General features: G+C 41.9%; 26 protein-coding genes. 9 read left to right on the plus strand and 17 right to left on the minus strand.

Going from position 1 to position 25,975, the window contains the following annotated elements:
• Positions 1–345 precede the first annotated feature (345 nt).
• Positions 346–1,851, plus strand: a complete 1,506-nt coding sequence (locus MNR06_RS04725; protein WP_243539245.1) for a capsular polysaccharide export protein, LipB/KpsS family — start codon at positions 346–348, stop codon at positions 1,849–1,851.
• Between the two features lie 39 nt (positions 1,852–1,890).
• Here the strand turns inward: MNR06_RS04725 and pseI are convergent, their stop codons facing one another.
• The gene (gene pseI / locus MNR06_RS04730) at positions 1,891–2,958 is read right to left on the minus strand and encodes a pseudaminic acid synthase (RefSeq protein ID WP_243539247.1); all 1,068 of its coding nucleotides are present in this window, start codon (positions 2,956–2,958) and stop codon (positions 1,891–1,893) included.
• A 30-nt stretch (positions 2,959–2,988) separates the two neighbouring features.
• On the opposite strand from pseI, the gene pseG reads away from it, so the two are divergent.
• A complete protein-coding gene (gene pseG / locus MNR06_RS04735) occupies positions 2,989–4,008 on the plus strand; it encodes a UDP-2,4-diacetamido-2,4,6-trideoxy-beta-L-altropyranose hydrolase (RefSeq protein ID WP_407933198.1) in 1,020 nt (339 codons plus the stop codon).
• On the opposite strand, the gene MNR06_RS04740 is transcribed toward pseG, so the two are convergent.
• From MNR06_RS04740 to MNR06_RS04760, 5 genes are all read right to left on the minus strand, one after another.
• Positions 3,988–4,419, minus strand: coding sequence for a GNAT family N-acetyltransferase (locus MNR06_RS04740; protein WP_243539251.1), 432 nt, complete (start codon positions 4,417–4,419; stop codon positions 3,988–3,990). The two genes, pseG and MNR06_RS04740, sit on opposite strands and share 21 nt — an antisense overlap.
• Before the next feature lie 3 nt (positions 4,420–4,422).
• Entirely contained in the window at positions 4,423–5,151 is a 729-nt protein-coding gene (locus MNR06_RS04745) for a glycosyltransferase family protein (protein ID WP_243539252.1), read from the minus strand.
• Positions 5,141–6,298 carry a UDP-4-amino-4,6-dideoxy-N-acetyl-beta-L-altrosamine transaminase gene (pseC, locus tag MNR06_RS04750; RefSeq protein ID WP_243539254.1) on the minus strand — a complete coding sequence of 386 codons (1,158 nt, stop codon included), beginning with the start codon at positions 6,296–6,298 and terminating at the stop codon, positions 5,141–5,143. The genes MNR06_RS04745 and pseC overlap by 11 nt, the downstream gene beginning before the upstream one ends.
• Before the next feature lies 1 nt (position 6,299).
• Positions 6,300–7,310 (minus strand): UDP-N-acetylglucosamine 4,6-dehydratase (inverting), encoded by a 1,011-nt coding sequence (pseB, locus tag MNR06_RS04755; protein ID WP_243539256.1) that lies wholly within the window; start codon positions 7,308–7,310, stop codon positions 6,300–6,302.
• Positions 7,311–7,463: 153 nt separating this feature from the next.
• The gene (locus MNR06_RS04760) at positions 7,464–8,690 is read right to left on the minus strand and encodes an MATE family efflux transporter (protein ID WP_243539258.1); all 1,227 of its coding nucleotides are present in this window, start codon (positions 8,688–8,690) and stop codon (positions 7,464–7,466) included.
• A 311-nt stretch (positions 8,691–9,001) separates the two neighbouring features.
• Here MNR06_RS04760 and MNR06_RS04765 point away from each other — a divergent pair, with 311 nt between their 5' ends.
• A complete protein-coding gene (locus MNR06_RS04765; RefSeq protein WP_243539260.1) occupies positions 9,002–10,048 on the plus strand; it encodes an O-antigen ligase family protein in 1,047 nt (348 codons plus the stop codon).
• On the opposite strand, the gene MNR06_RS04770 is transcribed toward MNR06_RS04765, so the two are convergent.
• From MNR06_RS04770 to MNR06_RS04790, 5 genes are all read right to left on the minus strand, one after another.
• On the minus strand, positions 10,045–11,232 hold the full coding sequence (locus tag MNR06_RS04770) for an O-antigen ligase family protein (RefSeq protein WP_243539262.1): 1,188 nt from the start codon (positions 11,230–11,232) through the stop codon (positions 10,045–10,047). The genes MNR06_RS04765 and MNR06_RS04770 overlap by 4 nt on opposite strands.
• Complete coding sequence (locus MNR06_RS04775) at positions 11,232–12,578, minus strand: exopolysaccharide biosynthesis polyprenyl glycosylphosphotransferase (RefSeq protein ID WP_243539279.1); 1,347 nt, start codon at positions 12,576–12,578, stop codon at positions 11,232–11,234. Before MNR06_RS04775 ends, MNR06_RS04770 begins: the two co-directional genes overlap by 1 nt.
• Before the next feature lie 99 nt (positions 12,579–12,677).
• Positions 12,678–13,508 (minus strand): glycosyltransferase family 17 protein, encoded by an 831-nt coding sequence (locus MNR06_RS04780; protein WP_243539281.1) that lies wholly within the window; start codon positions 13,506–13,508, stop codon positions 12,678–12,680.
• A gap of 29 nt (positions 13,509–13,537) precedes the next feature.
• Positions 13,538–14,608, minus strand: coding sequence for an NAD-dependent epimerase/dehydratase family protein (locus MNR06_RS04785; RefSeq protein ID WP_243539283.1), 1,071 nt, complete (start codon positions 14,606–14,608; stop codon positions 13,538–13,540).
• Positions 14,609–14,617: 9 nt separating this feature from the next.
• Complete coding sequence (locus MNR06_RS04790) at positions 14,618–14,929, minus strand: GNAT family protein (protein WP_243539287.1); 312 nt, start codon at positions 14,927–14,929, stop codon at positions 14,618–14,620.
• Between the two features lie 98 nt (positions 14,930–15,027).
• On the opposite strand from MNR06_RS04790, the gene MNR06_RS04795 reads away from it, so the two are divergent.
• The 3 genes from MNR06_RS04795 to MNR06_RS04805 are packed head-to-tail and all read left to right on the plus strand — an operon-like array spanning position 15,028 to position 16,881.
• On the plus strand, positions 15,028–15,405 hold the full coding sequence (locus MNR06_RS04795; RefSeq protein ID WP_243539290.1) for a hypothetical protein: 378 nt from the start codon (positions 15,028–15,030) through the stop codon (positions 15,403–15,405).
• Positions 15,392–16,342 carry a hypothetical protein gene (locus tag MNR06_RS04800; RefSeq protein ID WP_243539300.1) on the plus strand — a complete coding sequence of 317 codons (951 nt, stop codon included), beginning with the start codon at positions 15,392–15,394 and terminating at the stop codon, positions 16,340–16,342. The genes MNR06_RS04795 and MNR06_RS04800 overlap by 14 nt, the downstream gene beginning before the upstream one ends.
• A 56-nt stretch (positions 16,343–16,398) precedes the next feature.
• A complete protein-coding gene (locus MNR06_RS04805) occupies positions 16,399–16,881 on the plus strand; it encodes a hypothetical protein (RefSeq protein ID WP_243539311.1) in 483 nt (160 codons plus the stop codon).
• A gap of 75 nt (positions 16,882–16,956) precedes the next feature.
• Here the strand turns inward: MNR06_RS04805 and pstB are convergent, their stop codons facing one another.
• From pstB to MNR06_RS04825, 4 genes are all read right to left on the minus strand, one after another.
• Entirely contained in the window at positions 16,957–17,724 is a 768-nt protein-coding gene (gene pstB / locus MNR06_RS04810; RefSeq protein ID WP_243539326.1) for a phosphate ABC transporter ATP-binding protein PstB, read from the minus strand.
• Between the two features lie 5 nt (positions 17,725–17,729).
• Entirely contained in the window at positions 17,730–18,629 is a 900-nt protein-coding gene (gene pstA, locus MNR06_RS04815) for a phosphate ABC transporter permease PstA (protein ID WP_407933207.1), read from the minus strand.
• A 59-nt stretch (positions 18,630–18,688) separates the two neighbouring features.
• A complete protein-coding gene (gene pstC / locus MNR06_RS04820; RefSeq protein ID WP_243539330.1) occupies positions 18,689–19,564 on the minus strand; it encodes a phosphate ABC transporter permease subunit PstC in 876 nt (291 codons plus the stop codon).
• 72 nt (positions 19,565–19,636) lie between these two features.
• On the minus strand, positions 19,637–20,632 hold the full coding sequence (locus MNR06_RS04825) for a PstS family phosphate ABC transporter substrate-binding protein (protein ID WP_243539332.1): 996 nt from the start codon (positions 20,630–20,632) through the stop codon (positions 19,637–19,639).
• A gap of 116 nt (positions 20,633–20,748) precedes the next feature.
• On the opposite strand from MNR06_RS04825, the gene MNR06_RS04830 reads away from it, so the two are divergent.
• Entirely contained in the window at positions 20,749–22,251 is a 1,503-nt protein-coding gene (locus tag MNR06_RS04830; RefSeq protein ID WP_243539335.1) for a sensor histidine kinase, read from the plus strand.
• Here MNR06_RS04830 and MNR06_RS04835 read toward each other — a convergent pair whose 3' ends face one another.
• Positions 22,252–22,698, minus strand: coding sequence for a Fur family transcriptional regulator (locus tag MNR06_RS04835; protein WP_243539338.1), 447 nt, complete (start codon positions 22,696–22,698; stop codon positions 22,252–22,254). It abuts the gene before it with no gap.
• A 77-nt stretch (positions 22,699–22,775) separates the two neighbouring features.
• Between MNR06_RS04835 and MNR06_RS04840 the strand changes: the two genes are divergently transcribed.
• A complete protein-coding gene (locus tag MNR06_RS04840; protein ID WP_243539340.1) occupies positions 22,776–23,375 on the plus strand; it encodes a histidine phosphatase family protein in 600 nt (199 codons plus the stop codon).
• A 143-nt stretch (positions 23,376–23,518) separates the two neighbouring features.
• On the plus strand, positions 23,519–24,037 hold the full coding sequence (locus MNR06_RS04845) for a hypothetical protein (RefSeq protein WP_243539342.1): 519 nt from the start codon (positions 23,519–23,521) through the stop codon (positions 24,035–24,037).
• Between the two features lie 100 nt (positions 24,038–24,137).
• Here the strand turns inward: MNR06_RS04845 and MNR06_RS04850 are convergent, their stop codons facing one another.
• A complete protein-coding gene (locus MNR06_RS04850; protein ID WP_243539345.1) occupies positions 24,138–25,964 on the minus strand; it encodes an NHL repeat-containing protein in 1,827 nt (608 codons plus the stop codon).
• Positions 25,965–25,975 lie beyond the last annotated feature (11 nt).

Here is a 25,975-nt window from a genome sequence, read left to right on the forward strand (position 1 = left end):
CCATCCTAGAAATGAGCACTTTTTCCTCTCGTAGCGGCACTTTTAGAGTCTAAAAAGAAGGCTGCTAGTGAAATAATAATTTACTCTGAACCTAAGAAAAAAATGGCTGCAGCGGGGAATAAGTTTTTTAAAGATCTGACCTCAGCTACTCCACTTCGTCTGACGCGATGAGTTTGATATTCTTCGCGAAACAGCGAGAAATTTTCCCGGACTAACATCAAAAAAAGAGCCTGATTTCCTTGCAAACCATTCCTATGGGCATTAAATCAGACCATTATGACAAACATCTGCTATTTGGCACCCGGTACGCCGTAGCTTTTGATCTAACAGCAAAAAGAGATTTTGATGAAAATTGTTATTATCGATGCGAATTCCACAATGATTCCCCATATGGGAGTCATGATTGACGAGGCTATTGCTGCGTCAAAGGAAGGCCACGAAATAACGTACATCACCTGCGGAGCCTATCTCGATAACTGCTATGGCAGCCCTCTGAAAAACAACCTCTGCTGTCAAGTTTGCATTAAAGGTTACAGTCGCAACCTTGCTCCGCTTGAGAGCGACACCTTTCGCCATAAAGTTTTGGCGAATTACCATACTGCTGAAATTGACGCTGACATCACAGAATTCGATTACGAATTTTCATCCACCGAGCAATTAAAGGAAAAATTCTTTAATGGCACCGATGTTGGGTACGCAGCCCTGTCTTCGTTTATCTCAAATACACGAAATATGAATCCGCTGATGACTGGCTTCACGAAAAAGGTTCTTACAACAATGCTTAAAACAGCAGTAAGAATGAGCCGTGTTTGCGTTGAAATCGAAAAAGCAGAACGACCTGACAAAGTCATTATCTTCAATGGCAGAATGCCAGAGACAAGACCTATCTTAAGACATTTCCAAAAAAAGGGAATACCTGTCGATATCATGGAAGTTGTTCCCAAAGATCTTAATGGCGGGTTCCGTAAATTTGTCTTTAAAAATTCCCTACCCCATTCCATTGAGTATTTCAGAAAGCAAATTGATGACCTTTGGGACGCAGATCCCGTCAAAGCGCGGGAACGCGGCGAATCCTTCTTTCAAAACAGGAGAAAAGCGGAATTTGCAGGGGATAAGATTTATACCAAAGATCAAACTCCTGACTTATTACCCAACAGTTGGAACAAAGAAGCGCGAAATATCGTTATCTTTAACAGTTCCGAAGATGAGTTCGCAGCTATTGGCGCAGAATGGGAGAATAAACTTTTTGCCTCACAAATTGAAGGCATTGAGTACATATTCAACCTTGTCGATAAATATCCTAACAGCAACATCTATCTGCGTGTTCATCCGAACTTAAAAAAGATTCGTTATAAATATCACACCAATCTTTATGGTCTAAAAAACCACCCGCGTATCCACGTTATTCCCAGTGATTCTAAGGTGAGCACCTATGCCATGGTTGACGCTGCAAATGTGGTGGTCAGCTTTGGTACTTCTGTCGGTGTTGAGGCTGCATATGCGCACAAACCCGTGGTGCTTTTAGGCTCTTCTTTTTATAAAGGCCTTGGATTTTGCCACGAACCTAAGACTAAAACGCAAGCGGAAGATTTCATTTTTACGGAAGAATTAGAACCGCTTGTGAACGAAAATATAGTGAAATACGGAAACTACATCATGTCTGATAAAGGCATGGATTATGCCCACTATAACTTCAACTGCAAAAGAATCGAGATCTTGGGCCGCAAAACTCCAAATGCTTATATGGAAGATCAGGAACTTGCTCCGTTTGAAAAATATTTGATCGTGGCTATGAGAGCTTGGCGATATCTACAGCGAGTTATCTTAAAGTGGAGAATTCCGGAAGCTTAAGTGCTAAATAAAAAAAGCCTACTTTAAGTAGGCTTTTTTTTATTCTCCAAGAAACTCCATTTTCATCGGCATTCCTCGTTTTAAATCCCGGGAAGCTTTAGAAGTTAATACTTTATCAATAAACTTAGGCGCTAATCCTAAGCCTGGACGAATGATCTTTGTGTTTTCAGTTGTAAACGCCTCGCCCTTTTTAATGTCTTTTGTGACATAAATAGAACGTCTAAAAACAAGGGACTTCTGTTCGTTACCCGTCGGCGCATAGTTCACTACACCCAAAGCTTGCATTGCCCGCTCAGTTTCAACAACTAAAGAAGCTAATTCGGCTGGCTCTAATGAAAACGTAGAATCAACTCCCCCGTCCGCACGATTTAAAGTGAAGTGTTTTTCGATAACCGTAGCACCTAATGCGACACTGGCTACTGATACGCCCACTCCCATCGTGTGGTCAGAAAGTCCCACCTGACAACCAAACATTTCACGCATGTGAGGGATAGTAAGAATATTACTGTCCTTAGGCGTCGCAGGGTATGTGCTGGTGCACTTAAGAAGTATCAAATCTTTACATCCCGCAGAACGAACAGTCGCGACGATATCTTGAAGATCAGAGAGTGTCGCCATTCCCGTTGAGACAATCATCGGCTTTCCCTTTGAAGCAATTTTTTTAATCAAAGGTAAATGGGTGTTTTCAAAAGAAGCGACTTTGAAACAAGGGACACCTAGGTCATCTAAGAAATCAACGGCACTATCATCAAACGGTGTACTAAAGCACAACATACCATGCTGTTTGCAACGATCAAAAATAGGCTTGTGCCATTCCCAAGGGGTGTATGCCTGCTTGTACAAATCGTAAAGCGAACTCCCCTTCCACAAACTTTTTTCGTCAGAGATAAAAAACTCGTCCGTTTTAATATCTAAAGTCATAGTATCTGCAGTATATGTTTGCAACTTAAGGGCGTGGGCGCCAGCTTTCGCCGCAGCATCAACGATTTCTAATGCACGATCTAAGCTTTGATTATGATTGCCGGACATTTCCGCAATGATAAACGGAGTTTCACCAGGGCCGACATTACGATTGCCAATTTTAATAGTTTGATTAAAAAACTTCATCCCGAAAGTCTAACATGCTAACCTTAGGAAATGAATATACTTTTTCGCTGTGACACCAGCACAAAGATTGGCCTAGGCCACCTTATGCGCTGCCTTACCCTAGCTAATGCATTTAAAGAGGCGGGTCACACTTGCATTTTTGTATGCAAGGCTTTTCCCGAAAAGCTGCATTCCTTAATACCGAGTAGTTATACCATTATTACAATTAATTCTGAACTGAACCAGACGTTAGACGCTCAGGAGTGCGTGAACCTATGTCATCAACACGACATCAATCTGGTAGTTGTTGATAACTATTATTTAGATATTCTCTGGGAAAAAACTATTTCTGGCGTCGCTCCTGTCGTTTGTATAGATGATCTTGCCAACCGCAACCACGACTGCAAAATACTAATCGACTCAAATTATTACCACAACGCGTATTCACGTTATAGTTCACTCGTACCGGAAAATTGCAAGTTACTTTTAGGTCCCCGCTATGCTCTTATTCGAAATGAATTCTATACGACTAAAAAAGTCACGATCCCGGACCATAGCGCTTTAAAAGTTTTTTGTTTTTTTGGAGGAACTGATCCTAGCGGCGAAACATTAAAACTAATAAGAACTTTGCATGCTCAAGCCGCCTCAAGTTCTTTACAATTCGTGATTGTTTATACGAAGGCGAATAGCGAGTATGCTGAAATTCAGAAGATGCCAGCTAGCGATCTATACATTCTTCATGAGTCACCGCCTTCGATGGCGGAATTGATGGCGCAATGTCATCTTTATTTCGGAAGCGGTGGGACTGTTACTTGGGAAAGAATGTGCCTGGGACTTACAGGTTTCGTCGTGGCGGTTGCAGATAATCAAATCCAGTCTGCGACTGATTTAGCCACCCAGGGCTTTCACACCTATTGTGGTGAAGCTTCTAAAATTCAATACGAAGAAATATTAAAAAGGATTGAGCTTTTAACCACCGATAGAGTTGCATTAAAAACGAAAGCTGATAAATGCATGCATTTTATTGGCCGGCTTACAATTGACGATATCTTAAACAACCTTAGTAAATAAGGAAACATCACCTTCGGTTTTTAAGAAAGTAAAGCCAGCTTTTTCAGCCATTCTGATCGAGGCGCTGTTGCTTCCTTTTATACGGGCTATAAAACAAAAGCCACTTTCTAACTTTGTACCTTCTTGAAGAAGAACCGTCCCAATTCCCTTACCTCTGTGCGAGGGGGCTACGGTCCACGAAAGCTCGACATCTTTTTCACCGAAATCGAAGCGAAGGGTACCGACAGGTTCTGAGTCAATTTCGGCAATGTATATTTTGCGGAATTTATTATTGAGAGAATCCTTGAACCACTTAAGATGGGTGGGCCAAGTGATCTCGTCTTGTTTAATAGATTGCGTTCGAGTTATTGGATCATTTCGCCATTGAAAAAGAAGTTCAGCATCATTGATAGTTGCTAAGCGGAAAATCATCTTTTAAAGCTTCTTTTGTTCAATATGAGCATTGATAAGCTTAAGTTCAGGGTGCGTTTTTAAAACAACTTTAAGCTGATCAAACGTCATTTCATCACATCTAAAATCTTCGATCATCTTTTTGATCAGCGCAAAGTCTGATTCTTCATCAACGGTCAATCTCCATGAGCTGTAATCATCGTCTGAAGTAAAATCGACCTGTTTTATCATGCCCGTCACATTTTGATTTATAAATGGAGTTACATGCTCTCTTTGAAATGCCTTATCCGCTTCATGAAATGCGGTTTTTAAATCAGCAAAAGAAAACACCTCAAAGTCCATTCCGCGCGGAAAAGATCTTTTTAGACAGTTTGATAAATAGATATTTTCACTATTCTTACTTTTAAAATCTTGAACTGCTTTAGAAATAAGATGGCCGTCAATCAAAGGACAATCAGAAGTTACACGTACAATAATATCGAGCTTTTCTTGTTCAGCGGCGCCGTAGAATCTTCCTAGCACGTCCTGTTCAGAACCCCGGAAATAGGGAACTTTTAGATGCTGACACATTTGTACAATTGGATCATCTTCTCGGTTGATTGTTGTTGCTACAACAACGGGCAGTTGCGACCAACTAAGTCTGTCGATGTGATATTTTAATAAAGGTACGCCGCGAACTTCCTTAAGTACTTTGCCAGGAAGGCGCGTACTTGTCATTCGCGCCTGAGTGATGATCCCTGCTTTAACTGCCATAAAATTCTTTAACTGCCGCGATGGTATATTCCAAGTCACTGTCCGATAAACCGTGATACATCGGTAGACTTAAGGCACAAGCATAATAATATTCCACATTTTCTAATACCATTTTGCCATATAGATTTTGATAATAAGGCATCGTATGGATAGGAATATAGTGTACCTGACAATAAACGCCCTTAGATTTTAGAAAATCGTAAAGTTCCGCTCTTTTTTCGGTTTGAATCGTAAATAAGTGATAAGCGTTTTTCAGGTTCTTATCTTCATATTGCATCTTAATAGGAAGATTCTTAAACGCTTCGCGATACTTAACCGCTATTTGACGACGTTTAAGTAGGTTTTGCGGCATGCGCTGCAGCTGACTGACGCCTAGTGCACAAAGGATATCTGAAATTCTATAATTAAAACCAAGTTCCTGCATCTCATAGTACCACGCACCGTCTTCACGAGTGAAACGAGTCTTGTCGCGGGTAATTCCATGAGTTCTTAAAGTTCTTAGTTTATCATTGAGTTCTGCACTGTTCGTGGTGATCATGCCGCCTTCGCCAGTCGCAAGATGTTTCACTGGATGAAAAGAGAAAACAGCGATATCCGCATACTTGCCATTGCCAGAAATGTTCCATTGGCCTTTTGAATCCAAAAACTCCGCACCGAGGGCATGACACGCATCCTCGATAATCCATAGGCCATATTGGTCAGCAAGAAGTCTAAGCTTTTCAAAATCAACTGGAAACCCGGCAAAGTCCACTGCGACAATACCTTGATATGTACCTATAGGAGCCTTTTCTAATTTAGCTTTTAGTAAATTATAATCGATGCAGAAATTCTCAGGATTGATGTCGACAAATTCAACATCTCCACCACAATACCGAATGCAGTTTGCAGATGCGACGAATGAATTGGCAGTACAAAGAACTTTACTGCCTTCTTTAACCCCTAATGCCATTGCTGCCAAATGCAATGCTGCCGTCCCATTCGATACAGCAATCGAGTTTTCACAGCCAATGAATTCAGAAAATTTCTTTTCAAAAGTTTCAACCATAGGTCCTTGAGTCAAAAAATCTGACTTAAGGACCTGCACGACAGCATCTATATCTTCTTGTAAAATCGTCTGTCTGCCATAAGGGATCAAATGCTTGCTCATCTTACACCTCGAATTTTGGATCGACATGTATTTTAATCAATCTTCTAAGCTCCTCGACCGTAATCCAGTCGGCATTCTCTCCAGAGTTGTATCGGAAACCCATGGGAACTTTTTTAGCTGCGAAAGCTTTTGCCCACTCTTCTTCGTTCCAGATAGGAGCAGCAGGAACGATTACGTAGTACTTTCCACAATCATAAGTATTTAAGGAGTCTGTTTCAGTGATCATTTCTTCATGAAGTTTTTCGCCAGGGCGAATTCCAACAACATCAATTTTGCAACTTGGGGCCACCGCTTTAGCAACGGTTTCGATTTTATAAGAAGGAATTTTTGGAACGTAAAGCTCCCCACCCCAGGCATGTTCGACGGCGTGCATGACCATATCCACACCCTCTTGCAAAGTGATATTAAATCGAGTCATGTCCATATGAGTGATCGGCAAAACCCCTTCCTTACGCTTCGACAAAAAGAAAGGTACAACCGATCCACGTGAGCCAAGCACGTTTCCATATCGTACAACTGAAAACTTAAGATCACGCTTCCCTTTAAAGTTATTGGCCGCAATAAACAATTTGTCAGAACAAAGTTTTGTTGCCCCATACAAATTAATCGGAGCAGCTGCTTTGTCGGTAGAAAGCGCAACGACTTGTTTTACACCGCAATCCATAGCTGCGTTCACAATGTTCTCAGCACCAATTACATTAGTTTTGATACATTCAATAGGGTTGTATTCAGCAATAGGCACATGCTTTAAAGCTGCTGCATGAATAATAATATCGATGCCTTCACAAGCACGCTTGACCCGTTCTGCATCTCTCACATCCCCGATGAAGTAACGAATTTGTGGAAACTTGGACGGAGAGAAAACTTGAGACATCTCGAACTGTTTTAATTCGTCACGAGAGAAAATGACCAAACGCTTTACTTCTGGATATTTGGTTAAAATATGCTCTGTAAATTTCTTACCAAAAGACCCAGTACCACCCGTAACTAATATTCTTTTACCGTTCAACATTTCTACCCTAACGTTACAAAACTTCGACGCAAAATCAGATAGATGATTATCAGAAAAGCGTAATTTATCGCAAACCATTTTCAGCAGTTACGACGGTGGAGCTTAAGGAAATAACTCATTGAGTTATTTCTGGAGTTCTGACAGAAATTCTAACTAAGTGTACTTAAAAAATTTCTTCAACCGACGATATGGAAAGCAAATTAGAACCGTGAACATAGGGATAGCGACATTAAGACTTAGCGCCTCAAGGATAGAAACTCTTTCAAGTAGCATTATGACGCCAACGTACCCCGCGATCGACATACAGCATTTCCATACTGTACGAGAGTAACTTAAGGTTAACATATCAAATTGGACGCTTAAGGAAAATAAAACATTCGCCGCCACGATGGCAGGACCTAACCACAAATGTTCTATTCCCGTTTTATAAGCAGAACCAAAGGCCTTTAAAAGTAAATCTTGAGGAAAGACGACTAAAGCTATAGACATAAGAAAGCTTGAAGCCATTGTAAGAAGTGAAACTTTCATAAATCTAAACAAAAAATTTCTTTTATTTTCGGTAAAGGTCTTCGCTAGAAGTGTATAATTGGCACTGATTATAATAGTTCCGATGGAAGTTACTGGCTCTATTAATTTTAATATTAGCTGTAGGCTACCGTATTCATCCAATGTCATTCTATTTGGCAACAAAACTCCAAATATTCGAAGTTGCGCCACAGTAAGGAAAGTCATGAATGTTAAGGGTAATCCTTGTTTTACTAAAAACCACGTGAAGCCTTTTTGGACCTTGCCTTTAAGCGCCAAATTGATTTTTTTTGAAGCCCAAACTTGATAAAGCATCGTTCCTAATCCTTGGAAGAACGACGCTGCTGCAACTAGGTTTAGATTCCCGCCTAGGATCGCTAAAATGCTTCTAGAAATATTAAAGGTGCTTGTAGATACCATTTGGCTTTTCTGATTAAGATCGCTTCGAAGCCTTGCATCCATTAAAACTTGGGGAAAATCGTAGACTCGGAAAAAAAGTCGTAACGATGAATATAAAAGTAAAACGTAAAAAGCTCTGTCGGAACCCCATAACCACATGACAGTTATGAAAATCATCACTGCAATTACAAGCAGCCAATTCACCACTTTCCAAGAGTGCACAACTTTGGCTTCATCATCAGGATTCGCGACCAAATGATTTTTTACATGGGATGGATTGATAAACGAAAGGGCATCAAATAAAGCCACGTAGGCTAATGCAAGCTGATAAACACCAAAGTCTTCTGGACCAAATTTTTTGGCAATAATAGCGGTCGCAAAAAATGAAAGGCCGTATCTAAATAAAACATTCAGATTTCCCCACATGCTGTTGCTAAGAATTGCTTTTTTGCTCAAGAATTTATCCTAAAATACGCTTATTACCGTCACCAAGAATGCTATTCCCGAATAAGGCAGAAAGAAACAAGAATTATCATTGAAATCATTCAGAAAAAAGCTAAAAATCCGTGAATAGATATTGGGGTACCGCTATGACCATTCATTCAGATCGAATTAGCCTTTTTACGTTCATATCTTTATTGATCCTTTCTGCTGCGGTATTTGTTTCAGTTTCGTTGATCGGACCTTTTCACATCTTCACCCTTATCGCCTTCTTATTATTTTTACGCAGATACAAAGTAAAGTTGGCTCCGAGCAGTATCGCGCTTTTGGGTTACGCAGCTGTGACTCTTCTTTCTAGCCTAGTAAACCTTGGACATCTTCAAGAGGCTTCGAAAAGTTTTGGAAGCGCAAAATATCCCATTATTGCCGTAATAAGTATTTTTCCTTTAGCAGTATTGCTAAAAAATCAAAAATATCATGACCGGTTGAAATGGCCCATTTTCATTTTTATAGCGTCTATTTTCGCTGCATTTATTTACAGCATGATCCGAATTCATTTGGGCTTTGATCTGAAATATTGGACTGCTGGCGATTATGGTAAACGCATCGGCGGATTCACGGATGTTATGCGCTACGGCTATGGTACAGCTATAGTCATATTGGCGATACTTCCGTTAGTATTGAGAAAGCGTACGGACATACTTCGAGTTTCCTGGGTGACAGCTGGTTTGACTGTTGTAGTTGCCGTGGCCGGCGTTTATTTTTCATACACTCGTGGAGCTATGCTAGGCTTGTTGTTCGGAATACCTTTTTCTCTCTTTTTCTTTAAGAAAAATTTAGCCAAAGTTTTGCTGGCTGGATCCATCTTACTAGTTGCTGGCATCCTAGCCGTGGTTCTTAGTGGTGGTAGTGAAAAATCGCGTTTCTTAATGAGTGCAGACAACTCTTCAAATACGATTCGCGTAAGTCAGTTTGAAGCTGCATGGAAATTATTTTTAGAAAATCCTATTCTTGGAGCAGGTCCGAATCAATTTAAGTTCCAAGTTGAGCGAGTGAAAAAACAGTATGATATTGCTCACCCTGAATTCAAAAACGAACACTCACATAATATTTTCTTAGAAATTCTCGCAAACACTGGAATCCTTGGCTTTGTTTTTTTTGTTGGATGGCTTTTGCTTTGGGCAAAAGAAGTTTACCGAGGCACAGAGTTTGAAAAACAAGTTTTCCTGCCTGTGATACTTTTTGTTTTTATAGCCGGACAATTTGAGATGATCATGATGGCGCAAACAGCGACAATCATTTATTTTATCTACGCACTAAAAATTGCTAGCGAAAATATTAAATTTGGATTGATAGAAAAAACAAGAAACTAGGATTTACGAAGACCTAAATTCTGTTTCATAAAGAATATAAGCGCCCATAGAAAAATAACAACCATGCGCACCTTTGCATGTTCAAAGTTCGATTCTGTCAAGCCACCCACTGCAAATCCAATAAGAGATCCAAAAATCCCTAACGAAACAGCTTTTTCCCAAGAGTTAGGCGGGGCTACCTTAAAAACCCCCCACGCCTTCACCACAAAGAAAAAATATAAAAACACATAACAAAGCAAACCCACAATCCCCGTCCCCGCCAGCATATGCAGAAACTGATTGTGCGCATGCCCCACGAATTGATCTGCGGGCAGACCCTGCATAGCGTAATACTTAGGAAGCAACGTATAGTTTTCGCCATACCCAGCGCCCAACCAAGGATGGTCCTTAAAAATCATCCAGTTGGTTTTCCATAAAATGATACGCTGACTGTCGTAGGTGTGTTCGTAATTAAAAATTAACAAAATGCGATCGTGAAACTTGGGCCAAAGAAAAAACATTCCCGTGACGATAGCGATACCTAAGCCAATGACGACGGAAGCTAATCTTAAACTTAATACAGCCGCGACAACAACAAGCCCCACAAACATGCCCACCCAAACACCGCGGGTCATGGTTAAGATCAGCGTCGCCCCCATAACAGCTAAAGAAAACACCCAAAGATAAAATTCTTTACGATCTTCCTTCCACATCTGCTGCCAGCGCGACAAGAAAACCCCAGCCAAAGTTAGAAAAACCAACCCATAAGAGTGGGCCGTGGTCATAGCGTTATTTAAAATCCCACCAACACGGGGCTCGCCTTTAACTGCTGAAACGATGATCGAACCGATACTGACTAAAAGTCCCACGATCAGACTGAACTTCATGGCTTTCTTTAAATCCAGATCCACATAGCGATAGCAAGAAACAGTGAAATAGAAAGATAAAATCCATAAAAGTTCCGTCATTCTTTTAAACAACGGGCCTTCATAATGACCGTTCACCAAAAAACCTAAGATGATGGTTATTACAAAAACAGGCCAAAAATATTCTAGGCCCATTTTTTCAAAAAGCTTCCAGCCTGCAGGGCCTTTCTTGCGCAGACCTTGCACCAATAATGTTAACGCATAAAGTGTCACGAACAGATCCATCGCCGATTGCGAAGTCAAAGTTCCAATAAACGCCAAAATTAAAAGATAAAGCATTAGCGACCCTGTCCGAAAAGGACAACACGAATGGTTTTTACGAAGATCAAAAGATCCATCAGAAGATTATAGTGTTTGGCATAATACAGCTCGTACTGAAGCTTTTCACGGGAATCATCAATACTAGCCCCATAAGGGTATAAAACCTGGGCCCAGCCAGTTAATCCCGGGCGCATCATGTGGCGCAAATTATAGTACGGAATTTCTTTTGCCAAAGTTTCGTTGAATTCAGGACGCTCAGGGCGAGGGCCGACAAAGCTCATATCCCCTTTTAGAACATTCCAAAGCTGCGGCAATTCATCAATGCGGGTTAAACGGATAAACTTACCCACGCGAGTGATGCGCGAATCATTCTTTTGCGCCCACTGGGCACCCGCTTTTTCTGCATCCACGCGCATGGATCTAAATTTATAAATCACAAAACGGCGGTCGTCTTTGCCTGTACGTACCTGACTGTACACGACGGGCCCTGGGCTTTCTAATTTAATGATAATTGCTGCAAGAAGCATCACTGGTAATGCTGGGATAAAAATCAAAATAGAAAGTAAAATATCAAAAATGCGCTTAATTCTTAGGGCCATCGGATGAGTGATCGATTCAAAACCTTCAGAAGAAATAAACCATTCAGGATCTAAAAAAAACACAGGCACTTTTAGCCAATGTTTTTCATAAAATCTGCCAAGGTCAATCACACCGTGACCAGCAAACTTTGCCTTTACCAATATACTTAAAAAGTCTTTTGGCATTTGCGAAGCGGGCACACCCACAACCACTGCAGACCACGCCTTGTTTAAACAGTCATCTAACTGCGCCACAGTCGAAGTCAGCGGATTGAAAAAATGAATTTTACCGGAAAAACCAAAACGCTTTAAATCTTGCTCAAAATACGCTTTTTCTTTTTCATCAATCAGGACAAGCCAGCTCAACTTACTGCGCAGGGAATCCACCATATTTAAAGCCAGGATTCGCGACAGCAAAGAAACAACGAAAAAGCCTGCGACCGTACCAAACAAGATACCACGCCCAAAAATACCTGAACGATCGATATACAAAATGTAATTGATCACAACAACAGAGCTTAGCGCGACTAAGACCGCCCCCAACTGCTTCACCAACAACGATGACTTCGTTAAGCCCTGATCTAAGTTATAACTTCCAAAGATATAAAAAGATAAAACAACAAAGATACCCAATAGCCAGAACTGAGTTTGCGCTAAGACCTCTTGTGGTCCCAATCCCAAACGCAATTGATTAACCACGATTGAAACAAATGCTAAAACCATAAGGTCAAAGCAGATCAGTGCAAGTTTATATTTTCTGTCTAAAAAGGGCCCAATTGACTTCATAAATCACACCCTTAGGGGTTTTACCTAATTTTCAAAAGCCTAACATTCACTCGCTTTTGCACCTAGCAGAATTCTTAGACGCAAAGCCAAAATAGCAGGCTATTCTTTAAGCAAAAGGTGCGCGAATTTATCTTGGTGGGCTTGGATGTAGGCCGGAAGTCTATCTATCGAAACCCTTTTAAAGGCCATCGGACGATTAAAAATATCTTTTCCCGTTCTTACTTGGGACTCAACCCACTCTGGCTTGAACATATCTTCAGTCATATACTCGGTATGACTGTACGCCTTCATTTTCTTTAAGATCATTTGTGTCCCGCCCATAAAAGACAAATGCCAGCCACCATCCATGACCATGGTTTGCACTTTATCTTTTTTCGAACGCAAAGTGCGTAAGTCATTTGGCGAGTATTTTTTAAAATAAGAAAAATCCGCCATCACCGTCCCATGCCATGGGATATAGTCCTTATAGGGCTTATTGGGTTCCGTGTGCTGGTAGGCCAAATAGTTCAGATAATAATAGTAAAGCTCTTGATAGAAAGTTTTAATACCTGGCTTATCGCTGTACTCTTTAACTTTTTGGGGCTCTGGGATTTCATCAACATCAGAGATCATAATGACGTCGCCAGGCTGGCAATCCACCAAGCCCCTTTTCATTTCGTCCCTTTGATAATCTTCTCTGTCCCAATTGCTGAAGGGTCTTAGTTTTCTCCAGTTAATTTTTGGGAAATCTTCAACCACGATATGAATAATGCGCGAGTTGAATTCACTAAAACGCTGGCGGTTTTCGGCATAAAACAAAGGTTTATCAATGCCACGAAAAGTCTTCTTTGATTCGACCAGAACGAATTTATCTACGACATCCTTTAAGGTGTTAAGGCGAATTTCAAGCAGATCAAGTTCATCGTAAAATACAAAACAATCGTAAATCATACGGTCCTATTTAAAATTGCAGGTCTAAGTTAATACAACGCAGAATCGCTAAAAGCAAAAATCTTTTCTAGAGTATTATTCATTTGCGCTGAAACCGGCATACCCGCCTGATGCGCCTTATACCAGCGCGTGATGTCCTTCAGAGTCTGCTGCAAGTCTAACTGCGGCTGCCAGTTAAAATCTTTTTTTGCAAGCTCACTGTTTAATCGCCCATGCAACGAGGGACTCATATCAAGGGGAAGCTCGGATAACGGGGCTTGCCATACTTGCGCAAACTCATTCATGGTTTCGCCGACACTTTTATACAAGTTAGAACCTAAATTATAGGTCGAAGCAGCCTTCGGACCGCGACCATAAAGGTGCGCCGCCAACAACAGAATTCCCGCCGCCTGATCCGCCACATGAATCCATGGCCTTTGCGATTGGGGGTTGCGCAATTCTAGTTGGGCGTTTGAACTAAAGGCCTTTACCGCATCCGCAATTAAAGACCCCTCCCCAAATTCGCCCCCGCCGATACCTGCTTCAAGGCGCGCGGTCGCAATGGCAATTTTATGTTTATTATACTTTTCCGGATTAAAAAAACTGTGCCGATACGATAGAGCGATCATTTCAGAACATAGCCTTGCCGTTGGCAATATGTCGCCACTGGCTACGGGGTCAGATTCTAAAAAAGGTTCATTGTTTTTAACTTTATAAACTTTGTCAGAGCTAACCACTACCATGCTTCTTACCGTGGCCGTTTCACGCAAAAGTTCCATGATATTAATGGTGCTTAGGACGGATTCTGAAAAACAGTCGTGGGCAAAGGCCTTCGCGTCATTTAATGATCTGCTTTCACCCAAGTGAATGAATATATCAGCTTGGGAAAATTCCACTGCCTGCTTTAGGCTTTGCAGGTCACGAAAGTCCCCATAGGTCATTGAGATTTCATTTCCTAGATTTGTCAGATCAAAAAGATTTGGCGAGACTGCGGCTTTGCTAGCAAAACCAAAAACTTCCGCGCCAAGATATTTTAAGGAATAAGCCGTCCACGCTCCTAAAAAGCTTGTCGGATAGGTTAGAAAAACTCTTTTCCCTTTATAAAATTCTTTTAGCGCCACAGAAGTTTTTTATCTTGAGATGAGCGCATCTTCAACGCCTTGATTGCGATGTTCAGGATGCACCCAATGAGCAAGGACCTTACCGCCCACCTTCCAGTAAAAACCCACTGGATCTGCTTCATAAATAGCCACGCGAAGTTCGCCGGCATTTTCGGTTGCTTTCATTTTTAAAAGCGTTTGCGCTAAGGAATCCTTATTTAAATTTCCACTTTGCGCCGAGGGCGTGCAGTGCTCTTCATAAAGACGAGCTAGTAGTGACAATTCAACCAGGTTGAATAACGATTCGCGAACAAAATATTTATCGGCGTGAAGTGCTTTCATCCTTTAAGCCTAACAGAGCAGATAATCAGGTCATCACGCACGTGGTCAGCATCTTGCTATATCTTGCAGCCCCGGCTTTGCAAGTTCACAATCCCCCTATGGAAAAGATCAAAATTCTTTCTAATGTCAGCGATGAGCGCCGTAACCCCGGCGAAGTTGAAGTCGAGTATTTTTCACCACGCCAGCGCACACAAGTGGCTTTAAAAAAATTGTTCCTATTTTGGGGAATCGCTTTAGTAAGCGTTTTGATTCCTATCTTCCACTTTGTCACAGTACCTTTGTTTTTCGGGCTTGGACTTTTCTTTGCTTATCGTAGTTACCAAAGCCAGGGACAGGTTTTATCTGGGGAAACACACTGCCCCCATTGCCAAAACAAAATCGTCGTTCAAAAAGCGGAACTGCAATGGCCTATTAGTGAAATTTGCCAAAACTGCGCCCGCGTCGTAAGAATCGAACCAGCCAATGAATCTAAATAAGTATCTCGCATTTTTCTTGTTGGTTTTTACTTTAAACGGTCAAGCTTTTGAACTGACTACGGGTCTCACGCCGCCAAAGCAGCAGAAAACTTTCTTGGGGCTTTCTGGAATTTTCTATGAAGCGTCTGATTTTCCGTTAGCAACAGCCCAGACAAAAATTGAATCTTTAGATCTTTCTGCACCGGTTTACAAAACGGATTTAGAATCTTACACAGTCACTGCTAACTTTTCGCAGTTTTCAATTACGCCTCAACAAAGTTCTTTTGCGCATCTTTATGATGTAAAAATCGGCGCCGGCTATACGCGCGTCGTGGATGAACAAAGAATGTGGTCCGTTTTTGCTCGCTACGGATCAGCCAGTGATCGTCCGTTTGAATCTGCTGATGTCAGTACCCTTGGAGTCACTGGCTTTTATTCTGTTCCGTCAGATGATCCTGCGGGTAAGTGGCTTTTGCTTGTGGACTATTCTAACAATCGTCCGATTTTAAATAATATTCCATTGCCAGGATTTGCCTACTTTTACACTCCGTCAAAAGAGTTTCGCGCAGTCCTTGGGATTCCGTTTGCTTCTATCAACTGGACTTACGCAGAAAAGTATTCTTTAGAAGTATTCACGCTGGTTCCGTGGATTTTAAAAGTTTCCACTAGTTATGCAGTAACTCCGTTTGCGAAGCTTTATACGGGCTTTAACTTTTCACAAAGCACGTATTACCTTTATGGTCGCGAAGATAAAGAAGAACGGCTTTTTTATGACGATAAAAAAGTCTTTGTTGGCTTAAAATCCCCAGTCAGCCAAACCATCTTTGCTGATCTAGAGTTAGGTTACGCCTTTGATCGAGCGTTCTTTGAGGCTGAAAACTATGAAGTAAGCCCCGATGAGGAAACCAAAATCGGAAACGCTGCTTACGGCAGGCTTTCATTAAGATTTATACTTTAAGATTTTTATTTGATTGCCTAAGGAAAAGAACTTACCCTTTTTCTTGAGGTACATCCATGCAAGTAAAGACTACTGGCAGCAAATACGAATTTTTCCTTGAAGGCCCTATTAGCGAAAAAACCGGTCTTTACGATTACGTGATTAAAAACGCCACGGAAGTCGTTGTTGATATGGACAAAGTGACGTTCATTAATTCTATCGGCGTAAAAAATTGGATTAGTTGGACGATGAAAATACCCGCGGGTTGCAAACTGCAACTATCCCGCTGCCCGTTTGTGATCATCAATCAAATCAATATGGTTCATGGATTTTTACCAAAGACTGCGACTGTTGAATCCTTCTATGCACCCTACGTGTGTGAATGCGGAACTGAAGCAAATCTTCTTTTACAACGGGGAAAAGAATACGAATACCCACATAACGGCGAAAAAGAAAGATTAGACATCCCCGAAACGTCCCCGTGCAAAAAGTGCAGCAAAGACATGGAGCCTGATTTCATCGAAAAGAAAATTTCAGGCTTTATCAACCCGCCAGGCTAAAAAACTGAGAACGAGCTATCGATCAAAACCGCCCATAGGCAAGGCGGAGGATGGGAGGTTTTCATCGATAGCGGGCTAGCCGAAGCGACCTGTGATGTAGTTTTCGGTTCGCTGATCCTTAGGATTGGTGAAGATCTGGTCACTGGCACCGAATTCAATCAAATCACCCAAATACATGAATGCAGTAAAATCAGAAACACGGGCTGCTTGATGCAGACTGTGGGTGACGATCGCAATTGTCACATCTTTACGAAGATCTTGGATAAGCTCTTCAATATGACGAGTAGAAATAGGATCAAGGGCTGAAGTAGGTTCATCTAATAACAAGATTTCAGGCTCTGTCGCCAAAGCTCGGGCAATACAAAGACGTTGCTGCTGCCCACCTGATAATGCCGTCGCTGAAGAATGCAAACGGTCCTTCACTTCTGTCCAAAGACCTGCTTGTTGCAAAGAACGCTCAACACGTTCTTCGATAAAACTTTTCTTTTTCACCCCGCGCACGGTGAGGCCGTAAGCGACGTTTTCAAAAATGCTTTTTGGAAATGGATTTGGTTTTTGAAAAACCATTCCGATGCGCATACGCACTTCCATCGGATCAATATCTTTACTTAAGATATTTCGCTGATCTGGATGTAAAAGGATTTCACCTTTATAAATCGCATTAGCGTAAAGATCATGCATGCGATTAAAACAACGAAGAAGTGTCGTTTTACCGCAACCAGAAGGACCGATTAAAGCCGTCACACGGTGTTCGTAAATAGGCAAAGTAACGCCGTTAAGAACTTGTTTTTCTCCGTAAGAAAACACTAAATTTTTAACTTCTGCGCGCAGTTGTAATTCCATAGCTATTACCACTTCATTTTCTTACGGAAACGGGAACGTAAGTAAATCGCCCCACCGTTCATAATTAGAGTCATCAACAACAAAACCACACCGGTAGCCGCCGCATTCACGTGGAATTCTGGTTGAGGTCGAGAAAGCCAGTTAAACATCTGAATAGGCATTACGGTGAAAGGATCCGAAAGCCAAGTAAAGTTAATATACGGGAAATGCCCTTCCACCGGAGGTGTAGGTAAGAAAGCAATAAAGGTTAAAGCACCAATCGTAATGAGCGGGGCTGTTTCACCAATCGCGCGAGATAAAGAGATAATCACACCCGTTAAAATCCCCCCGGAAGAATACGGAAGGATATGATAACGAATGGTCTGCCACTTACTTGCACCCAAAGCATAGCTCGCCTCGCGAATCGTATTTGGAATCGTACGAATCGCCTCACGAGTTGTTACGATGATGATCGGTAATACCAGAAGGCCTAACGTCAGACCGGCCGTCAGAATACTTTGGCCTAATTTTAATTTATAAACGAACAAACCTAATGCCATTAATCCGTAAGTGATCGACGGAATCCCCGCTAGATTAATGATGTTAAGTTCAATTAATTGGGACACCCAGTTTTTCTTTGAATACTCTTCTAAGTAAACTCCGGCGGCAACCCCTAAAGGAATCGCGCATAGAGCTGTCGTAATCATAATACAGAACGACCCCACCCATGCTGATAAAATCCCTGCTCTTTCAGCAAAGCGCGACGGGAAGTTTGTAAAGAAAGCAGCATTGATACGAGGCACACCCGTTGACGCAAGATCCACGATCAAGGCAAGCAAGGTGACTAAAGCGAAAAGCAAAGAAAGCAGACCTAACATCGCAAACACAAAATCCCAGAATTTGCGCTTTTTGATACTCGCTAAAATATCATCCACCGCAGGTTTGCTGTAGGCTTTTGGAGTTGAAATTTCTTGAGACAAATCCACTACTCTTTCTCCTGAAATTTCTTACGCAGATAAAGACCAATGATATTAAAACATAAAGTAAGAACTAAAAGGCTTAAACCCGCGACATAAATCGATTGATAGCCTATGGACCCATGGGGAAGATCGCCTAAGCTTACTTGCACGATAAAAGCCGTGATCGTTGCCGCAGGTTCCGTGGGATTCAAAGTTAAATTAGGCTGCATACCAGCCGCAATCGCCACCACCATGGTTTCACCTAACGCCCGTGAAATACCTAAGATGTAAGCTGACGTGATCCCTGAAAAAGCCGCTGGGATAACAACTTTAAAAGCTGTCTGCATCCGCGAAGCACCTACTGCAAACGAAGCTTCACGTAAATGGTTTGGCACTGAGCGCATAGCATCTTCACTAAGACTGCTAACATAGGGAACAATCATCACACCGATAACTAGTCCTGCACTTAAGACGTTAAATCCGCTCAGCTCTGGAATAACTTTTTGCAAAAGAGGCGTAACAAATAGCAAAGCAAAATAACCGTAAATCACAGTCGGTACGGCCGCTAAAAGTTCAAGCATGGGTTTTAGAACTTCCCTTGCTTTCGGTCCCACATACTCACTTAAAAAAGCTGCAGCCACCGTGCCTAGCGGGATTGCGACAATCAATGCGATGATAGTCGACAAGAAGGTGCCAGCCAGCAAAGGCATGATCCCATACTTAGGATTTTCAAAAAGCGGAGTCCACTCTGTCCCCGTCAAAAATTCTTTGATCGAAACGTGCGAGAAAAAGGGCAAGCTTTCGGTCACTAAAATACCGACGATTCCCACTGTCACAAGAACAGAGGAAGCAGCCGCTAAAAAAAGAACGGCTTCAATAGCGCGTTCTCTTAAACGACGCATCCGCCGAACAGGGTGGTCGGCGGATGTAAATTCAGAAAGTTTTTTAATTTGGTTTTTACTCACGAGATTAAACTACAACGAACCTTCGCGTTTCATCAACTGATCAATTTTAAGACCCACTTCAGAGTGACCACCGAAGACAGTGCCAAGCTTGTTGTTTTTAACATGCGCTTTGCCAGTTTCGTATGCTTTAGCTGGAAGTGGAACGTACTTAACTTCTGGGACGATAGTCGCACAATTGCTTAAGTAGAAATTCACGAAATCTTTAATTTCCGCTTTCTTCATAGAAGCTTCACTGACATAGATGAATACCGGACGAGAAAGTGGGAAGTAAGTTCCAGCTTCAACCGTTTCACGAGAGGGCATGATAGCTTCCTTTTTAGGCGCTTTATCACCACCAACAACTGGGACCACTTTTAGTTTTGCCTTGTTTTCAGCAGCATATGCTAGCGGCACATAACCTAAAGCATAAAGATCCGTTGAAACACCCGTTACAAGGGTATTGTCATCCTCACTTGCCGTGTAATCACCACGAGACGATTTTGATTTACCAACAACAGCTTCGGTGAAGTAATCAAAAGTTCCAGAGTCTGAACCTGCTCCGTAAAGTTTTAATTTTTCTTTTGGCCATGCTGGATTCACATCAGCCCAAGTCATAACTTTACCTTGTGCTGCTGGTTCCCACATTTTTTTAAGTTCAGCCACTGTGATTGATTTTAACCAAGTGTTTTTTGGATTTACGACAACCGCAGTTGCATCATAAGCGATCGGAAGTTCGATAAATTTCACGCTTGTTTTACGGCAAGCCTCTAGCTCTGCCGTTTGAATGGGACGAGACGCATTTTGCACATCAATTTCGCCACGACAGAATTTTTTAAAGCCACCACCGGTACCAGAAATACCTACGGTAACGCGCACTTTTCCTTTTTGTGCTGTTTGAAATTCTTCAGCCATAGCTTCCGTGATTGGGAAGACTGTGCTGGATCCATCGATCTTAATGACTGGTACTTGCGCGTGAGCGGCAACACCTAAAAACAAAGCTGCAGATAGAATCATAGATTTAAACATAGACACCTCATGTGATGGGCTAAGATCTAGCACCATTATGCCGCCGTGTATTGTCAGGGTTTTATTTAGATTTAGCTGTTTCGCGTCAGGCAAATTATGGGTAACATTTGGAAATTATGGATAAAAACTCTCCCATTGCCCCAGAAGCGCTTATTGAAAAACTCAATAACGCCATCGCAAGCACGATTTATATCTATGACCTAAACGAGGGTCTGCTTTCATGGATGAATCACTATGGTCAAGCAACCTACGGATACACCTTAGATGAAATCCGTAAGATGGGAAAAGAATATCAAATTCGCACCGTGCATCCAGAGGATCTTTTAGGCTTAGCGAACTTAATGGATCGCATTCGTGACCTTAAAGATGGCGAAGCTTTGACCTTGGAATATCGTTTAAAGAATCGCGAAGGCAACACGCATTGGGTGAGCGATCGCATCACCGTTTGTTCGCGCAATGACAAAGGGGAAGCCACGGCATTTTTAGGTGTCGCAAGCGAAATCGATCAGCGTAAAGCCCATGAAGAAACCTTGCAAAAAAGTATCGATAAATTAAATTTTTCTTTGTCAGCTGCCAACATGGGAATGTGGGAATGGAAGGTTGGTTCCACAGATGTCACGTGGGATAAACGTATGTACCAGATCCACGGGCTTAAAGAAGGCGAAAACATTGCCGCAACCCTACTAAAAGTCATGGCGCCCGAAGATTTAGAAAACGCTAGAACTAAAATCAAAGAATCATTAGCAGAGAAAAAAGATCTTTATCTTAGTTATAAAATCCGTCTTAAAAACGATGAAGTTCACCACATTCGTTGTTACGGGAAAATTATTAATGAAAATCAGATGTATGGCGTGGCTTGGGACTCAACAGAAGAGGTCATGACCGAACATCAAATTTCTGAGGCCCGTGCCAAACTTATTTCTGCCACAAAGATGGCTGCTTTAGGTGAAATGTCTGGCGGTATTGCCCATGAGATCAATAATCCCTTAACCGTAATTCAGGCGCGTTCGTTTCAGCTTTTACAAATGGTGGATTCCGGCAAAGTTGATAACGCCAAAGTTCGCCAAGCCGCCGACAGCATTAGTCGTACCGCTGATAAGATCGCAAGAATCATTAAATCGCTAAGATCCTTTGCACGTGAAGGAACTCACGATCCTTTTGAACTTGCACCGATTCGTCAGATCATCGAAGAAACCTTAGAGTTTTGCCGCCAGCGTTTTTACAATCACGGAATTGAAATTGAGTTATCAGAAATCGATCCTGATTTAGAAATCGAATGTCGTCTTATTCAGATTGAACAAGTACTTTTGAATTTACTAAATAACTCTTTTGATGCGATTCAGGATTTAGAAGACAAATGGATTAAAATCTCGGTCAAAGATTTTGAAAAGAACATTGAAATTCATGTGACCGATTCGGGGCGTGGAATTGATCCTAAGATTGCAGAACAAATCATGATGCCGTTTTTTACGACGAAGGAAGTTGGTAAAGGAACGGGCTTGGGATTAAGTATTTCAGCCGGGATTTTACGCAGTCACGGTGGCCAGTTGATGCTTAAAAAAGACTCGCCCCATACGACGTTTGTGATGCAGCTTCCGAAATGGCAAAAGGAAAATTAATTACTGGCAGCGCGAACAAATCCCGAAAAAATCCAAGCGGTGGGACAGACTTTTATAACCCATCGCTTCGACAGTTTTGATGTGTTCTTCTAAATCACAAAGATGAATCGGCTCTACCCGCTGGCATTGACGGCAGATCACGTGGTGGTGGTGATGGCCTGATTCTAAAGTCAGCTCAAATCTTGCCACGCCATCACCGAACTCTAAACGTGAGACAATCAAGGATTCTTCAAATTTCTTTAGGATGCGATAGATCGTAACAAGATCCATGGCTTCAGATCGGCCATCATATTTTTTAAAAATCTCGTCAGCAGAAATAGGCTCAGGATGATTTAAAAGGGTCTTTAATATCTGCGTGCGCTGGGAAGTCAGCTTCATCCCCGCCTTACGAACTCGTTCGTTTAAAGCCTCAATATTGATGTTTTTGCGCTCCTGACCACATTTCATAAGGGGAACTTATATCAGGTGCTTTTTATGAAATCTAGCTTCCTTTAACCCCTGGCAAATGATTCAATAGGCCCTATATGCTTAAGACAATTCACCTATTTCGCCACGGACAAACTGACTGGAATATCAACCGCCGCATGCAGGGTCATTCTGACATTCCTTTAAACGAGGAAGGTCGCAAACAAGCCTTGGCCCTTCAGACTTATTTTGCAGAAAACCCGGTGGAGTTATTTATTTCTAGTGACCTGATTCGCGCCCAACAAACGGCTGGAATTGCGAACGAAAAATTGGGTCTACCTTTAGAATATCATGCGGATTTTCGTGAAGTGTTTTTAGGCGAACTTGAGGGCATGACACAATCAGAAGCCCATGAAAAATTTGGGATTGAATCTTGGGATAAGTGGACTTCTTTAGATCCAATGCACTTTGGTTTTACATACCCTAAAGCAGAAAGTGCTTTGGTGGCCGTTGAGCGTTTTTCCCATGCTTTAAAACGTTTGTGTTCTGAGAGGTCATTTTTAAATGCGGGTCTTTGCACCCATGGTTTGATCATGCGCCGTTTTCTACACTCTCTGCGCCCGGAACTGCAGGAAGCCTTACCAATCCCTAACTGCGTGGTTTACAAGATCACTTGGGACGAGTTGAGCGGTAAATTCTTATTTGATTTCAATCCGTAAAAGCTTTAGCTCTGCCGAACAACAATTATTCATATTTGAGACGCAACCGTCTAAATCCGAGGTGCCCAGTCTTAATCCATTGCTTCAAGGGACTGCGGCAGCTATTCTAGTTATGTCTTTGAACCCTAAAAAAGGATTCATCCATGGAAAAAATCCCGTTTCAAACAGTGCAAAATTCAATCGACACGATCTGTGGTATCGCGGAAGAAAGTGATCTAGAAAAAGCTTCTAGCCACCTTTTTGATGTGCAACCTGATCTGGGTGGATTTTTAATGGAATTTATCGAAGACATGAGCGAAGGTGCGCAAGACCTTGGCTTTATGATGGCTTTGATTTTACAAAAATCTTTTGAAGATCAATACAAAGTTCTTCGTAAAATGAACGAAGAAGAAGTTGTTGAGCGCTTTAATAAAGCAGAAGCTGAACTGCAAAACTTGCTTAAGATCGATGACGATGTGATCGCTGACCTTCAAGACAAAGCCGCCGCCAACGGCCAACCAGAAATCATGAACTACATCATCGAAGAACTTTTCATGTCGCCAGATCTAGAGCCAACGCTTGAGGCGAATGAACAAGTTCATCTTTTCATCATTTGCAAATTCTTTGTTGATTGCTTAAACGAGCTTGCGATGGAAAAAGCTCCGGAGTTGGTTAGGCACTAATACCTGTAGTCCTTGGGAATCTTCGGGTTTCCGAACTTGGTTAGAATAAAAAAAGCCCATCTTACGGTGGGCTTTTTTTATTCCTATTTTTCGTTAGATACTATTCTGTGAGCGGTATTCCCAGCGGTGAGAATTTTTGAATGCGCTTTCCAAACGCCTCTGCCACGTATAAATTGCCATCACTGTCTGCGGCAATGCCTGAGGGCCCGTTCATCTCTCCTAATAGGCGCCCCACTGTACCAAAAGACGTGAGCATGTTCCCACCACTGTCGTATTTGATAACCCTGCTTCCCATCAAATCCGTCGCGAATATATTTCCAGTAGCATCAACATAAATGCCGTAACTTGGAGGATGAGCAAAATCAAACACGTAGTCTTCATCTTCGTCGTACTTATAGATTTTCCCTGCCTGATCAATGACGTACAGATTGTGTTGAAGATCGACATAACAAGCTACCGGTGAACTAAGTTTGCCAGGACCTGCAGTTGCGCCAATCACGCTGACAAAGTTACCATCTGTATCAAATTTCTGTACATTGCCGTTGAGGGTGTCCGTTGCATACAAAAAACCTTCACGAAAGCATAGACCAGCTACACTTCCAAAGTCGCCATTGGATGTTCCTGCTACGCCCGTACCAATGAATTTGATATAGTTTCCATCTTTATCGTACTTCCAAACTTTATTAGCCAGCATATCAGAAGTATAGATGTTTCCTTGAGCATCCACGACTGAAGCTATCGCGAACTGCAGTTGACCTGGATTTGTTCCCGACTGTGAAAAGCGTCCAACCTGTTGCCCTGAAGAATTAAATTTAAAAATATACTGAGGTGATCCCGGAGCAAACCCTTGCGTGCTATAGATGTTATTAGTGGAATCTATGAACAACCCCATGATGCCACCTAATGGCGATTCCTTTTCAAACGCCTTGATGAAATTCCCGTTCTTATCAAGAATCTGAATGTTTCCACCCATCAAAGAGGCGACATAGACATTATCATTTTCATCAAACTGAAAATCATAGGGATCATTAAATGGATTTGCCGGGTTGCCAGTGTAGTAACCAATCAAAATTCCGGTCGGAGAGAACTTAATAAGCTCGCCACGAATTCGCTCGTTAACGAAAATATCCCCTTCTGAATTGACTCGAACTTTATAGGGCAAATTGAATTGGCCAGGACTATTACCTGGAGTGCCAAAAGTTGTAATAGTGTTGTTGGCTTTAAAAATCTGAACTCGCTTATTAGCGGCATCAAGCACGTAAACGTTTAGATTATCATCGACATCAATTCCCGTGGGCGCATTCAACTGGCCGACCAGAGCGCCAGGGCCTGAGCCAATGAAGCGGTTGTGGGACCCATCTGCATTGAACACTTGAATTCGACAATTCTGCCTTTCAGACACATACATGCGCCCATCCTTATCAAAGACAACATCCGTTGGCTCTTTAAATTGCCCCTGACCTACGCCTTCACTGCCAATGGACGAAAGATAGGTTCCATCCATATCAAAGACTTTGATTTTATGTTGGAATCTTTCGATAACTAGAATTTTTCCTGCGGGACTAATTACCAATCGTTCTGGAGCTTCAAACTGATTGTTAGAGGTATTACCATAAGTTCCAAAGCCGAAAACAAAATCGCCCGTCGCGATATCGTATTGTTGCACACCCATTGCCATGTCTTGATAGGATGTCACAAACAACTTTCCGTCATCTGTAAAAGTCATGCTAAGTGGAAATGAGTAGTAGTGTTTCGCACCACCAATAGGGAAAGTATTTTTTAATACTGGATCTGGAGTTGGTGTAGGATCATCGGGACTTTCAGAAAGTTGATCTGAGACACCTTTTAGAAGCTCAGCATCCATCGTGCAGCCTGCACTAAAGATGCTAAAAAATATTGCAAGTGTCATACGAAAGATGAAGTTCATAAAAGTTCCTT

Origin of the sequence: Bdellovibrio reynosensis (genome assembly GCF_022814725.1) — a bacterium.
Classification (GTDB): Bacteria; Bdellovibrionota; Bdellovibrionia; order Bdellovibrionales; family Bdellovibrionaceae; genus Bdellovibrio; species Bdellovibrio reynosensis.

Excerpts from the sequence above, each read along its gene's own strand:
- pseC (WP_243539254.1), bottom strand. The coding sequence starts at position 6,298 with ATGAGCAAGCATTTGATCCCTTATGGCAGACAGACGATTTTACAAGAA.
- MNR06_RS04830 (WP_243539335.1), top strand. The coding sequence starts at position 20,749 with ATGGATAAAAACTCTCCCATTGCCCCAGAAGCGCTTATTGAAAAACTC.
- MNR06_RS04745 (WP_243539252.1), bottom strand. The coding sequence starts at position 5,151 with ATGGCAGTTAAAGCAGGGATCATCACTCAGGCGCGAATGACAAGTACG.
- MNR06_RS04800 (WP_243539300.1), top strand. The coding sequence starts at position 15,392 with ATGAATCTAAATAAGTATCTCGCATTTTTCTTGTTGGTTTTTACTTTA.
- MNR06_RS04845 (WP_243539342.1), top strand. The coding sequence starts at position 23,519 with ATGGAAAAAATCCCGTTTCAAACAGTGCAAAATTCAATCGACACGATC.
- pstC (WP_243539330.1), bottom strand. The coding sequence starts at position 19,564 with ATGCGTCGTTTAAGAGAACGCGCTATTGAAGCCGTTCTTTTTTTAGCG.
- MNR06_RS04805 (WP_243539311.1), top strand. The coding sequence starts at position 16,399 with ATGCAAGTAAAGACTACTGGCAGCAAATACGAATTTTTCCTTGAAGGC.
- MNR06_RS04725 (WP_243539245.1), top strand. The coding sequence starts at position 346 with ATGAAAATTGTTATTATCGATGCGAATTCCACAATGATTCCCCATATG.
- pseI (WP_243539247.1), bottom strand. The coding sequence starts at position 2,958 with ATGAAGTTTTTTAATCAAACTATTAAAATTGGCAATCGTAATGTCGGC.
- MNR06_RS04835 (WP_243539338.1), bottom strand. The coding sequence starts at position 22,698 with ATGAAATGTGGTCAGGAGCGCAAAAACATCAATATTGAGGCTTTAAAC.
- pseB (WP_243539256.1), bottom strand. The coding sequence starts at position 7,310 with ATGTTGAACGGTAAAAGAATATTAGTTACGGGTGGTACTGGGTCTTTT.
- MNR06_RS04790 (WP_243539287.1), bottom strand. The coding sequence starts at position 14,929 with ATGAAAGCACTTCACGCCGATAAATATTTTGTTCGCGAATCGTTATTC.
- pseG (WP_407933198.1), top strand. The coding sequence starts at position 2,989 with ATGAATATACTTTTTCGCTGTGACACCAGCACAAAGATTGGCCTAGGC.
- MNR06_RS04795 (WP_243539290.1), top strand. The coding sequence starts at position 15,028 with ATGGAAAAGATCAAAATTCTTTCTAATGTCAGCGATGAGCGCCGTAAC.
- MNR06_RS04770 (WP_243539262.1), bottom strand. The coding sequence starts at position 11,232 with ATGCTTTATCTTTTAATTTTGGCGTTTATTGGAACTTTGACTTCGCAA.
- pstB (WP_243539326.1), bottom strand. The coding sequence starts at position 17,724 with ATGGAATTACAACTGCGCGCAGAAGTTAAAAATTTAGTGTTTTCTTAC.
- MNR06_RS04775 (WP_243539279.1), bottom strand. The coding sequence starts at position 12,578 with ATGAAGTCAATTGGGCCCTTTTTAGACAGAAAATATAAACTTGCACTG.
- MNR06_RS04740 (WP_243539251.1), bottom strand. The coding sequence starts at position 4,419 with ATGATTTTCCGCTTAGCAACTATCAATGATGCTGAACTTCTTTTTCAA.
- MNR06_RS04840 (WP_243539340.1), top strand. The coding sequence starts at position 22,776 with ATGCTTAAGACAATTCACCTATTTCGCCACGGACAAACTGACTGGAAT.
- MNR06_RS04850 (WP_243539345.1), bottom strand. The coding sequence starts at position 25,964 with ATGAACTTCATCTTTCGTATGACACTTGCAATATTTTTTAGCATCTTT.
- MNR06_RS04780 (WP_243539281.1), bottom strand. The coding sequence starts at position 13,508 with ATGATTTACGATTGTTTTGTATTTTACGATGAACTTGATCTGCTTGAA.
- MNR06_RS04825 (WP_243539332.1), bottom strand. The coding sequence starts at position 20,632 with ATGTTTAAATCTATGATTCTATCTGCAGCTTTGTTTTTAGGTGTTGCC.